Origin of the sequence: Brevibacterium sp. XM4083, from assembly GCF_006489205.2 — a bacterium.
Lineage (GTDB): Bacteria > Actinomycetota > Actinomycetes > Actinomycetales > Brevibacteriaceae > Brevibacterium.
Map to the genome: position 1 here is coordinate 257,176 of NZ_VFYR02000003.1, position 12,812 is coordinate 269,987.

12 protein-coding genes are annotated in these 12,812 nt (G+C 67.9%); 9 read left to right on the forward strand and 3 right to left on the reverse strand.

What is annotated here, in order from left to right; translation table 11 throughout:
* The first annotated feature begins 137 nt into the window (after nt 1–137).
* From FJ887_RS10435 to FJ887_RS10445, 3 genes are all read left to right on the forward strand, one after another.
* Entirely contained in the window at nt 138–1,001 is an 864-nt protein-coding gene (locus FJ887_RS10435) for a methylenetetrahydrofolate reductase (protein ID WP_212743294.1), read from the forward strand.
* A 125-nt stretch (nt 1,002–1,126) separates the two neighbouring features.
* Entirely contained in the window at nt 1,127–1,627 is a 501-nt protein-coding gene (locus FJ887_RS10440) for a carboxymuconolactone decarboxylase family protein (RefSeq protein WP_137824994.1), read from the forward strand.
* Between the two features lie 34 nt (nt 1,628–1,661).
* Nucleotides 1,662–2,573, forward strand: a complete 912-nt coding sequence (locus tag FJ887_RS10445) for a sigma-70 family RNA polymerase sigma factor (protein WP_249356697.1) — start codon at nt 1,662–1,664, stop codon at nt 2,571–2,573.
* On the opposite strand, the gene FJ887_RS10450 is transcribed toward FJ887_RS10445, so the two are convergent.
* Nucleotides 2,560–3,309, reverse strand: a complete 750-nt coding sequence (locus FJ887_RS10450) for an IclR family transcriptional regulator (RefSeq protein WP_137824995.1) — start codon at nt 3,307–3,309, stop codon at nt 2,560–2,562. The two genes, FJ887_RS10445 and FJ887_RS10450, sit on opposite strands and share 14 nt — an antisense overlap.
* 118 nt (nt 3,310–3,427) lie before the next feature.
* On the reverse strand, nt 3,428–4,588 hold the full coding sequence (locus FJ887_RS10455) for a CaiB/BaiF CoA transferase family protein (protein WP_137824996.1): 1,161 nt from the start codon (nt 4,586–4,588) through the stop codon (nt 3,428–3,430).
* 201 nt (nt 4,589–4,789) lie between these two features.
* On the opposite strand from FJ887_RS10455, the gene FJ887_RS10460 reads away from it, so the two are divergent.
* The 3 genes from FJ887_RS10460 (at nt 4,790) to FJ887_RS10470 (ending at nt 8,887) form a co-directional block, all read left to right on the forward strand.
* Nucleotides 4,790–5,185, forward strand: coding sequence for an acyl-CoA thioesterase (locus tag FJ887_RS10460; RefSeq protein ID WP_137824997.1), 396 nt, complete (start codon nt 4,790–4,792; stop codon nt 5,183–5,185).
* Nucleotides 5,186–5,761: 576 nt separating this feature from the next.
* Nucleotides 5,762–8,386 carry an HNH endonuclease signature motif containing protein gene (locus FJ887_RS18535; RefSeq protein ID WP_140955381.1) on the forward strand — a complete coding sequence of 875 codons (2,625 nt, stop codon included), beginning with the start codon at nt 5,762–5,764 and terminating at the stop codon, nt 8,384–8,386.
* Between the two features lie 99 nt (nt 8,387–8,485).
* Nucleotides 8,486–8,887, forward strand: a complete 402-nt coding sequence (locus tag FJ887_RS10470; RefSeq protein ID WP_137824999.1) for a VOC family protein — start codon at nt 8,486–8,488, stop codon at nt 8,885–8,887.
* A 29-nt stretch (nt 8,888–8,916) separates the two neighbouring features.
* Here FJ887_RS10470 and FJ887_RS18540 read toward each other — a convergent pair whose 3' ends face one another.
* Nucleotides 8,917–9,693 carry a helix-turn-helix domain-containing protein gene (locus FJ887_RS18540; RefSeq protein ID WP_171007007.1) on the reverse strand — a complete coding sequence of 259 codons (777 nt, stop codon included), beginning with the start codon at nt 9,691–9,693 and terminating at the stop codon, nt 8,917–8,919.
* A gap of 226 nt (nt 9,694–9,919) precedes the next feature.
* Between FJ887_RS18540 and FJ887_RS10480 the strand changes: the two genes are divergently transcribed.
* The 3 genes from FJ887_RS10480 to FJ887_RS10490 all read left to right on the forward strand — a co-directional run bounded on the left by FJ887_RS10480 (nt 9,920) and on the right by FJ887_RS10490 (nt 12,767).
* The gene (locus tag FJ887_RS10480; protein ID WP_171007008.1) at nt 9,920–10,609 is read left to right on the forward strand and encodes an HAD domain-containing protein; all 690 of its coding nucleotides are present in this window, start codon (nt 9,920–9,922) and stop codon (nt 10,607–10,609) included.
* Entirely contained in the window at nt 10,606–11,427 is an 822-nt protein-coding gene (locus FJ887_RS10485) for a glutamate racemase (protein WP_137825001.1), read from the forward strand. Before FJ887_RS10480 ends, FJ887_RS10485 begins: the two co-directional genes overlap by 4 nt.
* A 152-nt stretch (nt 11,428–11,579) precedes the next feature.
* On the forward strand, nt 11,580–12,767 hold the full coding sequence (locus FJ887_RS10490) for a slipin family protein (protein WP_249356698.1): 1,188 nt from the start codon (nt 11,580–11,582) through the stop codon (nt 12,765–12,767).
* Nucleotides 12,768–12,812 lie beyond the last annotated feature (45 nt).

Sequence of the window (12,812 nt, forward strand, 5' to 3'; positions counted from 1 at the left end):
CCATATTATGGGTGGTTTGAGTGTAGAATCGTCGGCACAGCAGAAGCAAGGACTTCCGACCGGTAATTTGGCCGGCGCGTGAGACGGCGTATCGGCTGCAGCCGCGATCGGGTCCCTGCCCCCGCCGGAAGGAGACAATGGTGTCCGTGTCCGCTCTTCGCACACTTCTCAAGTCCGCCCGCTACGAGGTCCTCCCCACTGCCGGGATCGTCGATCGCATCAGCGACCACGTCGCCCCAGGTCGGACGATCACGGTGACCGCCTCGACGGGAATGGGCCTTGAGGCGACCCTGTCCACCGCCGAGGCGCTCCAGGCCCGCGGCTACACCGCCGTGCCGCACATCGCCGCCCGCATGGTCCAGGGCCGGACCGAACTCGAGGAGATCATCGACCGCCTCGGGCGCGCCGGGATCGCCACGATCTTCGTTCCCGCCGGTGACGCCACGCCGCCGGCCGGGGGCTATGCGAGCGCACTCGACCTCCTCGTCGACCTCACGAGCCTCGCCCCGCCGATCACGCAGATCGGAGTGGCCGCCTACCCCGAGTCGCATCCGCTCATCCCCGACGACGTCACCGTCCAGGCGATGTGGGACAAACGCGACTACGCCACGCACATCGTCTCGAACCTCTGCTTCGACCCCGGCATCGTCAGCACGTGGCTGGCCCGCGTCCGGGCGCGCGGGATCGAGATGCCCCTCATCCTCGGCATCGCCGGCAAGGTCGAGCTCGCGAAGCTCGCCAAGGTCGCGACGAAGATCGGCGTCGGCGAATCGACGCGGTTCCTGCGCAAGAACACGGCGACGTTCACGCGGATGGCCAAGCCCGGCGGCTACAACCCGCGGAGGTTCCTCGACCGCCTCTCCCCCGTCCTCGCCGACCCGTATATGGGGGTCTCGGGACTGCACATCTACACGTTCAACCAGGTCAAGGACACCGAGGCGTGGCGACGCAGGCAGCTCGAGCTCCTCGGCGACCCCGATCCCGCCTCGGTGACGTCCTGAGTCGACTCGCTCACGCGCCGGTGTCACACTTCCCTCCGCCCATCCGACATCACTGTTGACGGGCGCTGCGGTGCGCCCGTCTCCAGACGGGGTTCGGGACACGAACCGGAGAGAGGGGAACACCCATGACACGCATGAGCATCGGCGAGATCAACAGGACGGCCTACGCCAACGTCGCCCGCATGGACACGTACTGCCGGGAGGCGCTCGGCGCCGAACTCTACGACCTCATCAAGCTGCGCGCCTCGATCGTCAACGGCTGCGGATTCTGCGTCGACATGCACTCGACCGATCTCGCCGCCATGGGCATGCCGTGGCGGAAGATCATCGCCGTCTCGGCCTGGCAGCATGCGGGCGCGCTCTTCGACGACCGCGAACGCAGCGTCTTCGCCCTCACCGATGCGGTGACGCGGATCGGACCCGACAGCGTCACCGATGAGATCTGGGACGCCGTCGCCGCCCACTTCGACGCCGAGGCGATCGGGGACCTGCTCGTGGCGATCTCGACGATCAATGTGTGGAACCGGCTGGCGATCTCCACCGAGACCGTGCCGGTCGTCGACGGCTCCGGGGATGCGGGAGAGTCGGGGGATTCCGGGGGCGCCCCCGCGACACCCGCTCCGTGATCTGGAGTGGGAACTGTGATCTAGATTGGGGACTGTGGATGTCACGCACTCCGAGTCACCGGCGGCCCGCGCCTGGGACGAGAGCCGGGGCCGGCTCTTCGGCATCGCGTATCGGATGCTCGGGGACGTCGGGCACGCCGAGGATGTCGTCTCCGAGGTCGGCATCGCCGCGGTCGTCGCCGAACGGGAGGCGGCCTCCGAGATTCGGTCGTGGCCGGCGTGGCTGACGACGGTCGGCACCCGGAAGGCGATCGATCGCGCCCGGCACCTCGCGAGCATCAAGGAGGACTACCCGGGCCCGTGGCTGCCCGAGCCGATCGCCACCGAGGCGCTGCCCGAGGAGGCCCTGGCCAACCGTGAGCTCCTCTCACTCACCCTCCTCCACCTCGCCGATCAGCTCAGCCCCGAATCCCGCGCTGCGCTCGTCCTCTCCCGCGCCTTCGACCTGCCCGCCGAGGAGATCGGCGAGATCCTCGGCAAGTCAGCGGCCGCGGTGCGGCAGCTCGTCTCGCGTGCCGCTCGCCGGCTCGACCTCGACCGGGACGTCTCCCGGCCCGCTGACCCGGCCGCGTTGGGCCGCCTCGCCGAGGCGATCCACAGCGGCGACCTCGCAGCCGCCCTGCCGCTCCTGCTCGCCGAGGACGCCGTCTACTGGAGCGACGGCGGCGGAAAGGTGAGAAGTGCCGTCAACCCGGTCTTCGGGTCAGCGCGGATCGCCCGCTTCTTCGCCGGCGTGCTCACCCCTGTCGACCTCGACGGCGCGCACATCGGGGCGATCCTCGAGATCAACGGGGGTCTGGCCATGGCGATCCGCCGCGACGGCGACACCCGAGTGCTCGAGATCGACCTCGGCGCCGACGGACTCATCCACGGGCTGCGGCAGGTCAACAATCCGGACAAGCTCACCCGCCTCGGTGGGGGAGGACGCCGACCTACCGGTGGCTGACCTTGCGTTTGAGGCTGCGGGACAGCAGCCCCGCCTCGGCGATGAGGAGCTCACCGAACCGGTCATGGTGCTCAGCGATGCGCATCGTCGGGCCGGAGATGCCGACGGCGGCGATGACCTGGTCATCGGTGCCGAGCACGGGGGCGGCGAGGGCGTCGAGGCCCGGCTCGAACTCCTCGTGAACGATCGCGAACCCGCGGTCGCGCACCTCGGCGAGGTCGGCCAGCAGCTCCTTCCGCGATCCGAGCGTGCGCGGGGTGAGGCGTTCGAGACGCCCGGTCGGCACGGGGATCGCGCGGAACGCGAACATCACCTTCCCCAGCGCCGAGGCGTGGGAGGGCACCTTGACGTCGACCCAGTTCGTCGCCCCGAGGACGTACGTCGAGTCGACCTGCGCGATCTGGACGACGGCGTTCGAGCTGGGCACCGCGAGGTTGACGGTCTCGCCGGTCTCCTCGCTCAGGCGCTGGAGGATGGGGTCGGCGGCGGCGACGAGCGTCTCGACCCGGTCGAAGCGGGAGGCGTACGTCGCGAAGAGGGAGCCGCCGCGGAAGTGACCCTCGGCGTTGCGTTCGACGAGGCCGTTGCGCTCGAGCGCGGAGAGCAGGCGGGAGACTGTCGATCGGGCGAGATCCGTGGCCTCGACCACCTCGGTGAACGAGATCGGATCGTCGGCCTTGACGACCAGCGACAAGATCTCTGCGGCTCGATCGATCGACTGGGTCCCATTGCTCATACTGCTTCGCTCCGTCGGGGAAAGGGGCGCCGGGCGGTTCTCGACCCTCCGGCGCCATTCACACTACCGCACCCGATTTGGACCGCAGGTCACGATTGGCACACGGTTGCGTTGCAGGTCACGTGCGGTCTGCGCTGAGTTCCGCAACGACCGCGGCGGTGTCGTCCCCGATCTGCGGAGCGCGCCGAGGCGGCTCCGGGGCACCCGTGCCACCGAACCTCGGCGCGGGGCTGGGCTGGTCGACACCGGCGGCATCGGCGGCGGCGTCGGTGGCGGTGGCGAAGAGGCCGCGGGCCCGGTTGTGCTCGTCGCGTTTCGCCTCGGCCATCGTCAGCACGGGTTCGACGCATGCGTCGACGCCGGCGAAGAGGCCGTCGAGCTCGGCGAGGGTGCGGGCGGCGATCGCTGGGGCGATGAGGGCGCGCAGGGCCGGCCAGTGCTGCGGGTTCCAATGGTCGAGGGTGCCCAGCGGCTCGGGGAGATCATCCTCGAGATCGAGGGCGCGGACGAACGCGGCGAAGAACGGCGGCTCGATGCAGGCGATGGCGAGGTGTCGGCCGTCGGCAGTCGGGTAGACGTCGTAGAACGGCGCCCCGGAGTCGAGGAGGTTGCGGCCGCGGGCGTCGTGGCGCCACAGGCCCATCGCGGCGAACCCGTGCATCATCGCGTAGAGGAGGTTGGCGCCGTCGACCATCGCGGCGTCGACGACGGTGCCCTCGCCGGTGGCGCGGGCATGCGTGAGGCCGGCGAGTACGCCGACGACGAGGAGCATGCCCCCTCCCCCGAAGTCGCCGAGGAGGTTGGCCGGGAACTGCGGCGGTCCGTCGGCGCGGCCGAGTTGGCTAAGGAGTCCCGTCGAAGCAATGTAGCCGAGGTCGTGGCCGGCCTTCTGGGACTTCGGGCCGTCCTGTCCGTAGCCGGTGATCCGGCCGTAGACGAGGGCGGGATTGAGAGCGCGCAGGTCGTCGGGCCCGAGTCCGAGCCGCTCGGCAGCGCCGGGGCGGAAGCCTTCGACGACGATGTCGCTGCCGGCGGCGATCGCCTTGGCCAGGGCGATTCCTTCGGCGGTCTTGAAGTCCGCGGTCACCGAGCGCTTGCCCCGGTCGAGGACGGGATTCATCGGCTGACCGGTGCTCGTCGGCGGGTCGAGACGGATCACCTCGGCGCCGAGGTCGGCGAGCATCATCGTCGCGAACGGACCCGGCCCGATGCCGCCGAGGTCGAGGACGCGCACCCCGTCGAGCATGCCGGGGGCTGAGGCAGTGGGGGCAGACTCCATTGATCTCCCTTTCGTCGATTTCACCTTCGCCGACAGATCCTGATTTACTGTAGAACGTTCGATCAGTTTCGACAATGACGCCCAGCTGGCGGAATCGTCGTACCCGACAGACGAAGTTTCGTGCCCGACAGACGAAGTGTCGTGCCTGACAGGCGAAGTGTCGTGCCCGACAGACGGAGTCCGGGAATGGAAGGAGTGGCCGTGAAGACGTTCGAGTACTCTCCCGAGGTGCGCTGGTCCGATCAGGATCTGCTCGGCCACGTCAACAATGCCCGGATGATCACGCTCATCGAGGAGTGCCGGGTCCGCTGGATGCATCACGTCAGGGCGTCGCACATCACCTCGGGCGGACTGCTCGTCGCCCACCAGTCGATCGACTACCTCGTGCCCGTCATGTACGGACCGGAGCTCAAACTCACCGCCGTGGTCACGAAGATCGGAAACTCGTCGTTCACGATCAACACGCGCGGCGACCAGAGCGGGCGGAAGGTCTTCGACTCCGACGTCGTCCTCGTCCACATCGACCGCGAGACCGGCCGGCCCACCCCCCTCACCGACGAGGTCCGCGCCGTCTTCGAGCCCTACCTCGCGGAGTAGGGCAGCGCGGCACGGCACGGCAAGTGCGCGGAGCTGAACTACGCAGGCGCGGAGCGGTGAAGCGGCCGCGCGGAGCAGAGCTGCGGCTTTGTCGAGCGGCTCCGCGCCCGCGCGGAGCAGCAGACCAGAACTGCTGCCGCGAGGGACCGATAGGCTCGGCCGTCGACAAGCTGACGCGAAGCACCGCGTGCGGAGTGACCACGAGCAGGGCGCCCGAATCGAGTGCGCACCTTCGGCCGGCGCATTGAGGGATCCCCTGCTCCAGGAGGAGTCCGCCGCCCTTGGTCACCCCCGCCCGCATTCTCATCAGGCGCGACTGTGAGGCCTCGCAATTGCGGCACAGCCCCCGGACCGGCTCGCACGCCCCCACACCCTCACGTCGCCACACGCGACCGCTGAGCACACCCTCGCAGCACCTCACCACGCCGATCCCTCATCCATCGATAATCACTGAGCACGACGAAACGAATGAATCTTCCGTTCGAACAAATTTCGAAATATTCATTGACATCGAATGTGACGTGAACTACACTGTTGTCATCAGCCACGCTGACGTGGGAAGACAGGTGAAACCCAGTGACCGACACAATCGCATCCGCTCCTTCCGGGGACACACCTGGCGCTCTTCCGGCCCGTGTCGACATCGACGCCTCCTCTCCCTACGCCGCGGCGTTCACCGTCTACGCCGCCTGCGACCAGGCTCAACTCGCCGCGCTCGAGACCACTGCCGGCCTCTTCCTCTCCGACACGATCACCCACCTCAATCTCCTCAATCCCCGCCCCGGCACCCCCTACCAACACGCCACCTTCACCGAGACCGTCCGCCGCTTCGCCCGAGCCCAGGGCTGCACCGCCGACTGGGTCACCGACGGCGAGACCGACAGCGACACTGGCACCGGTATCGGGGGAGCCGCTCTCGGTGGTGGGGTTGATGCTCCCGACGACGCCTCCGAGTCCTCCAGCGGCCTACCCGGCGCTGACGACCGGTTCGCAACCGACGCTCCCTCTGTCGCCGGCGCACCTTCTGACCCCGATGCGCCCGCGACGTCCAGCCCCGATGACGCGGCCGAGCTCGGCTTCGATTGCGCAGGTGAGGCCGGCACCGGCAGCACGGGCCAGGCCGGCAGTGATTCAGAGTTCGGTTCGACAAACGACTCAGCCCCGGACCCGCAGGCCAAACAGCCCGCATCGCCGGCGCTGCCCGGGTTCCCCCGCTTCTCCCCCGACCGCACCTTCAACGCCTGGGTCCACACTTACTCCCACGCCGAAGACATCGCCGAACTCACCGCGATACGCGGCACCACCATCGCGCACACCTACTCCCATGTCATCGACGCCATGACCCTCATCCACGGCCTCCCGAAATTCCACGCTCGATGCCAAGCCGGAGACTTCACCATCGAACACGCCCTGGCAGCCACCCGCCTCTGCAGTAACGTCGCGTTCCGCCACCTGCCTCTCATCGACGACTACCTGTGCCACCGCCGCCCCGATGTGACCATCCAAACGTTCAAGAAGTCACTGGCCTTGAAGATCAACGTCATAGAACCGGCAGACGACCGCACCCACACCGCCCACGAACGCCGACGGGTATCACTGACCACCCACGACGACGGCTCCGCATGCCTGATGCTCACCGGATCCGCCCTTGAACTCCACGCCTGCTACCTGCGCATCGAAGCCTTCGCCAAAGCTATCCGCGCTGGCAACACCGCGGCCTTCGCCGACCAACTCCCCGCAGATGCCGTCATCGAGGACGTCCGCAGCATCGATGCCCTCATGTTCGACATCCTCACCAGCACCACCCCTCGCCTGACTCTGACCATCCGCGCCCATGACACCGACACCGGCGCCACCGCGGACCGCAGCATTCCCCTCGACCTCGACACTTCCGCCACGATGGACGACATCGCCACCGCCATCACCACGGCCGCCGACACTGCAGGCCCTCCCCACCACGAGGCACGCCCCGCCGACGCCGGCCCGACGGACGACACCACCGCCGAGGCTGTCACCGCCGACGCGGTCGCCGCCGACGCTGAGACAGCGCCCACCGACGATGCAGAGACCGGATCGAGTCACTCGGACGAGTCCGCAGCCGCATCAGCACCAACAATCCCCGCGATAGCCGGCAACGACGACAGCGAATCCAAAGACGAGGAGTCGCCACTCCCACCGCCACGGTCACCGGGTGCCGCGCTGCGGGCGGTTCTGACCCGCATCGCCGACGCCGGACTCGACGACCAGGGCCGATCCCAGTACTCCCTTACCCTCGAAGCGCCGACCAGCCCCTACTGGATGGCCATGCAAGCACGGATGCTCATCACCGTGCCCTGTACCACCCTCACCGGCCACAGCAACCTGCCCGGCACCCTTCCCGACGGCACCCCTCTGCCCGCTGACCAAGCCCGGCTCATCGCCGGGAGCTGCCGCACCTGGACCAGGATCCTCACCGATCCCGCCACCGGCACCCCCATCGATGCGAAAGCCAAGACTTACCACATCCCCACACCAGTGAGAACCACACTGGCCGCGCAGTGGCAATGGTGCACTGTGCCCGGATGCCGCCGCCGGGCCGCGACCGCGGAAATCGACCACATCGACCCGTTCAATCACGACAACCCCGACTTCGGGGGCTTGACCGTCTTCGGCAATCTCCACCCCCTCTGCAAGCAGCACCACCAGCAGAAGACCGACCGCCTCCTCACCGTGAGAATGAGAACTCCGGGGATCGCCGAATACACTTTCGCCCACGGCACCCGCGTCACCACACACCCCGGGGACAACCCTGTCAACGTCGAGAACGCACGCCTCATCAACGCCCGCACCGTCAGCGGCACCGACGACGATTCCGACGAGAACAGCCCCGCCCCAGTCTCCGTCAGCAGCACCGATGATTCCGACCCGGGCAGCCGTGCCCCCGACGCGGACGAGCCATTCACAAGCAGTCCCCGCACGAGCAGTCCCAGCACAAGCAACCCGGATGACGATCTTGATGCTCCCGGCATTCCACCACTGGTCGCTGAACCACCCGATTCGACGCCGGCCCCTGGCCCAGTGCGCACCGGACCCGAATGTCCAGGACCGGCCTGCGGGGAGACCGGAACCCCGGGGTGGATGCCACGGGCAGGCGGCATCCGATGGAAGAACCCCGCACAACAGGAATGGGTCTGGGACAACGGCGAGCCCCCACCCTTCTGAACCGCTGCCCTGAACCTGGTTCACCCCCGAACATGGCCGAATCATTCATGCCCGGCCAGACGCCTCGGCCCTAGCGTTGACGGTATGAAAGTTGACGGTATGAAACTCGACGCCATCTCCATCGTGACAGCAGACATGGCCAAGGCACTGGCCTTCTATCAGGCTCTCGGCCTCAACCTGGTCGACGGAAGTCCGGAAGCACCGCACTCCGAGCTCTCGACTGGCGGCCTCCGAGTCCTCCTCGACACCGAAGAGGTCATGCTCGGAATCGACCCCCAGTGGACGTGGCCCACCGGCGGCCACAAGATGTCACTCGCCTTCGACTGCTCCACCGCCGAGGCCGTCGATGCGACATTCGCCCAGCTCACCGAGGGCAGCGACGACGACGACCCCGTGGCCGCAGTCGTCAAGGGACCCTGGGATGCCTTCTGGGGACAGCGCTACGCCGTGATCTCCGACCCCGACGGGAACACCATCGACCTCTTCGCAGCGCAGAACTGAATCCCACGCACTGACCTGAACTCAGGCTCTCACCGACCCAGCAGCGAGCGCTCATCCCGCCAGAAGTGGGAGGCATCGGCATAACCGGCACGGGCCGCCGCGCTCGTGCGAGTGTGGCCCGCATCCAGGAGTTTGCGGGCAGTCCTCCACCGCAGGATCTTCGCGAGATGCTTCGGCCCATACCCGAACCACGCTCCTGAGAGCCGCCGCAGCTGCCGCGGGGAATAGGCGAAGTCGGCGGCCACCTCGGCGATCGTCGATGCCGGCGACTCCGGAGCGAAGGCGAGGGCACTCGCCAACTCGAGTGGGCGCCGATCGATCTCCGTGCCGCGGACGAGTGCTTCGCCTATTCGGACGAGCCTCTCCACGCTCTCTCCGAACACCGCAGCCTGCGTGCCCCCGTCGCCACCCGGCAACCCGCGGTCATCCCAGAGACCTGACGCACCGTCGACCCACGTTCGAACCACCTCGGCGAGAGTGCTCGACGTGGGCGCGGCGGACATCATCGGACCGGCACCGTGCGATCCCGATATCAACGGCCGCAGACGGACGACGTCTCCGAGCGGGGTGACGCGGTCGGCGAGTTCCGCGGCCGACGTCGTCAGCAGCTGCGGCAGAATGCCGGAATCGAAGCGCAGACCAACCGCGGGGTTCAGCGCAGGAGCGATTCGGCGAGCGGTGGAATCAGCACCTGCGATGACGACTCCGGAGTCGAGGACGATGAGATCCATGCACCCATCGGGGACGATGACATCAGCAGTGGCGCCGTCCTCGCCGTGGTCCGACGCCGTTGTCCCGGCAGCCACCACCGATCGGTGAATCCCACCGGACGTCGAAAGTCGCCTTCCCACGTCAGGGACGGACACCCACAGCGCAGCACGGAGTCGCGGGATCCTCACCTCGCGATACATGCCAACGCCTCTCGGTGCATGACGCCCCGACTTCCTCAGTCCTCAGCTTCGAACGGTATTCTGAAACACATCACAGACCTGCCGCCAGGCTACCGGGTCGCCCTCGACACAGGAAGGAACGATGGCAGCTGCATCATCGTCGCCGGTCTCGGCGCGTCGGCAGGCCCGCCACGTCACCGTTTTCCTCGATGTCGACGGAGTACTCAACTCCTACCCCGTTCCGGCGCTGCGTCTCATGACCGAAGGGCGCAAGAAGCTCCAAGCGTGGCACTACGAACTCCACTACCGACCGTCGGTCATCGCCTTCTTCGATCGCCTCGTCGAGACCCACGAGGTCGACATCGTCTGGCTCTCGACGTGGTCACAGCGGTGCAAGACCGAGCTCGAACCGAAGTTCGGAATGCGCAACTCCTTCGACGTCATCGAGATGCCCGACGACACCCACAACCGCTATGCCAACGACCCGCAGCTGTGGTGGAAGGCGCGGGCGATGGAGGACTGGCTCGACACCCACGAACCGCAGAAGGCCGTGTGGGTCGACGACGATCTCGCCGCCCCGACGACGCGGCAGTACTTCGTCGACCGCTACTCCTCCGACCGCCTGAAGATCATCGCTCCCGAGTTCGCCCACGGGCTCACCCGCGCCCACCTCAAGGAGATCAAGGACTTCGCGCACCCCCGCTCGCAGCCGATCGTCCGCGAGGACTCGGACGTCCGCGACGATCAGTGCGAGGACGACAACGCCGCCGAGGCGAACGCTCCCTTCCGCAGCGATGTCCCCACTGGTCCCGCCGCGAACGAGGAATCATGACGCGCATCGGACTGCTCGACTCAGGTCTCGGACTCCTCGGAACCGCTGACGCCCTCTTCAGCCTCGCCCCGCAGGCCGACCTCGTCCTCGCCATGGACCCCGATTTCACCCCCTACGGCAGCCTCAGCCGGCAGGACCTCGAGGAGCGGGCCCTCGCCTCGGCGGCGGTGCTCGCCGACTGGGAACCCGACGCGATCGTCATCGCCTGCAACACCGCCTCGGTGCAGGCCCTCGACGCGGTCCGGGCCCGCTACGAACCGACGATTCCCGTCATCGGAACCGTGCCCGCCGTGAAGATGGCGGCCGGCACCGGCGAGGACTTCGCCATCTGGGCGACCCCGGCCACGACCGGCAGCGCCTATCAGCAGGACCTCATCGACTCGTTCGCCGGCGACCTCACGGTGGCGAAGATCGCCTGCCCCGGACTCGCCGAGGCGATCAACGACGCGGACATGCCGACGATCGACGCCGCCATCGACGCGGCTCTGGCCCAGATGGACCCCGGCACCGAGGCGGTCGTCCTCGGGTGCACGCACTACGGACTCGTCGCCGACCGGATCATGGCCGCCCGCGCCGGCATCACCCTCTTCGACTCCCCCGTGCCCGTGGCCAAGCAGACGCTGCGCCGCCTCGGCGTCGAGACCGCCACGGCACAGATCCCCATCGTCACCGCCGACGGTCAGGTGGGCGCGGAAGCCGAGGACCACCTCGGCGAGATCATCGCCACCTACGCCTCGGGACGGCGCATCCGCCTCCCCGACACCCTGGCCGCCTACCCCGCAGGGCGTCGTCTCCTCGCCCGCGAAGCCGATGACTGACACCATCCCCGCACGCTGACACCTTCCCCGCTGCGCGTCACCGCCGAATCTTCGCACCTGTCGACAATCCGCCGGGCATTATAGATGAGATGGGTTCATCTGACCAGAGCGGTGCTACCGTTGAAAGGACCAGCAAGCGTCGCAAGGGGGCGATGACGATGTTGTTCCTCTACATCCTTCTCGGACTGGTCGCCGTCGGAGCCATCACGCTCGGCAACAGCCTCAAGATCGTCAAACAGTACGAACGCGGCGTGGTCTTCCGCTTCGGCCGCGTCACCAGCGATGCGCGGGATCCCGGGCTCACCGCGATCATCCCGTTCGTCGATCATCTGCAGAAGGTCAGCCTGCAGATCATCACGATGCCGATCCCCGCGCAGGACGGCATCACCCGCGACAACGTCACCGTCCGCGTCGACGCCGTCATCTACTTCAAAGTGGTCGACCCGCGCCGCGCGATCGTCGACGTCGAGGACTACCGGCTCGCCGTCGGTCAGGTCGCCCAGACCTCGCTGCGGTCGATCATCGGCCAGAGCGAACTCGACGACCTGCTGACGAACCGCGAACGCCTCAACCAGGGTCTGGCGATCATGATCGACAGCCCCGCCGTCGATTGGGGCATCCACATCGATCGCGTCGAGATCAAGGACGTCGCTCTGCCCGAGGCGATGAAGCGCTCGATGTCCCGGCAGGCCGAAGCCGAACGCGAACGCCGCTCGCGCATCATCGTCGCCGACGGCGAACTCCAGGCGTCGAACAAGCTCGCCCAGGCCGCGAGCGCGATGTCGGAGACGCCCTCAGCCCTCCAGCTGCGGCTCCTGCAGACGATCGTCGAAGTCGCCTCGGAGCGGAACTCGACACTCGTCCTGCCATTCCCCGTCGAACTGCTCCGCTTCCTCGAGTCGAACTCGCCGAAGTCAGGCGGCGACGACCGCCGCAGCCGTGCCGACGACAGCGCGGACGGCTCGGACCACTCGGACGACGCGGACGCACCGGTCGTTGAGCGCGTCCGCGAGGCGATCGACACCGCAGCGGGCGGCCACGACCAGCTCACCGGCACCCGCGACATCACCATCGCCGAGTTCATGAAGACGACCGGCTACTCGCTCGAGGAGCTCGACAGCATGGTCCGCGCACTGTCGCAGTCGGTGCGCTCCGACGACGGCGACGTGGACAGGCAGGATCGCGCAGCACAGAGCGCGGACAAGGCCGTCACCTCGGCGGACACACCCGCACCTCCCGCCCAGTCACCGTGCTTCGGTCCGGCCTTCGGCTCCGAACCCACACCGCCGCCCGTCGTCGGCTGGGACTCGGTGACGAGGGATCACCGCCAGCCGACGTGACCCCGTCCGGGCCAGGCTTCGCGGCGCGTTCAGGCTCCTTCCATC

What these genes read in the sequence shown, in the direction of transcription:
- FJ887_RS10480 (WP_171007008.1), top strand. Translation starts at nt 9,920, where the DNA reads ATGGCAGCTGCATCATCGTCGCCGGTCTCGGCGCGTCGGCAGGCCCGC.
- FJ887_RS10490 (WP_249356698.1), top strand. Translation starts at nt 11,580, where the DNA reads ATGACGATGTTGTTCCTCTACATCCTTCTCGGACTGGTCGCCGTCGGA.
- FJ887_RS10485 (WP_137825001.1), top strand. Translation starts at nt 10,606, where the DNA reads ATGACGCGCATCGGACTGCTCGACTCAGGTCTCGGACTCCTCGGAACC.
- FJ887_RS10450 (WP_137824995.1), bottom strand. Translation starts at nt 3,309, where the DNA reads ATGAGCAATGGGACCCAGTCGATCGATCGAGCCGCAGAGATCTTGTCG.
- FJ887_RS10470 (WP_137824999.1), top strand. Translation starts at nt 8,486, where the DNA reads ATGAAACTCGACGCCATCTCCATCGTGACAGCAGACATGGCCAAGGCA.
- FJ887_RS10455 (WP_137824996.1), bottom strand. Translation starts at nt 4,588, where the DNA reads ATGGAGTCTGCCCCCACTGCCTCAGCCCCCGGCATGCTCGACGGGGTG.
- FJ887_RS10435 (WP_212743294.1), top strand. Translation starts at nt 138, where the DNA reads ATGGTGTCCGTGTCCGCTCTTCGCACACTTCTCAAGTCCGCCCGCTAC.
- FJ887_RS10440 (WP_137824994.1), top strand. Translation starts at nt 1,127, where the DNA reads ATGACACGCATGAGCATCGGCGAGATCAACAGGACGGCCTACGCCAAC.